A 718-nucleotide genomic window follows, 5' to 3' on the forward strand; every position below is an offset into this window, starting at 1 on the left:
GTATGGATACTTCAGAGCAACAGAACGTCTCCGAATCCCTACTCAAGGCCCTCCTTTACGGTGCCCCCTTCGTTTACTTCGTCGTCATCATGGGCGTGAGCCTCACCATCTTCGAAGATATTCTCTTGCTTATCGCCTTCGGGACGGCCATCGTTGGAAGTGTTTTCGCCTACGTTATGCTTAAGAAAACGTTCGAAAACCAATACGGTATCCGGTTGTAATGTCGGACACCAGTAATACGAATAGTCAGTTCTTTGAGTGGTTAGCACCCCGAGAGATTACCACGATACTTTCAGATCTGTCTGACCACCATCGCGCACGCCTCCCTGTGCGACAAAAACTATCCTATTCGATGCTATCAATCCTCGTTCCGTGTTAGCTATCCAGATACTCATCGACAATCGCAAAATTATAGTTTGATGACATACCAGCATCAACGTAAAAAATGTCTATGCGAAACAACGTTTCGAGACGGGCGTTCGTCGGAACGATTGCAAGTGCAGTCGCTGTCGGCCTCGCCGGTTGTACCGGTGCCCCATCAGATGGGACCGAGACCGAATCCAACGAAACGACTACGAAACAAGAAACCGCGACGGAGTCTGAAGCAGTGACCACGACTGCTGACTCCGATACGTACATGAACGGCGTCAGCTCCGACGCCAGCGTCTCGTTCGAGGTGCCGTCCGCGGGGGCGGAACTCACCAGCACGTACGTACAG

General features: G+C 51.4%; 1 protein-coding gene and 1 pseudogene. Both read left to right on the top strand.

What is annotated here, in order from left to right; genetic code table 11:
- The coding region (locus QT222_RS00305; RefSeq protein ID WP_491475931.1) for a hypothetical protein at positions 1–221 on the top strand (221 nt) is incomplete at its 5' end.
- 224 nt (positions 222–445) lie between these two features.
- Positions 446–718: pseudogene (locus QT222_RS00310) on the top strand (DUF4399 domain-containing protein); the annotation flags it as partial.

It is taken from the genome of Haloferax sp. s1, assembly GCF_058382125.1.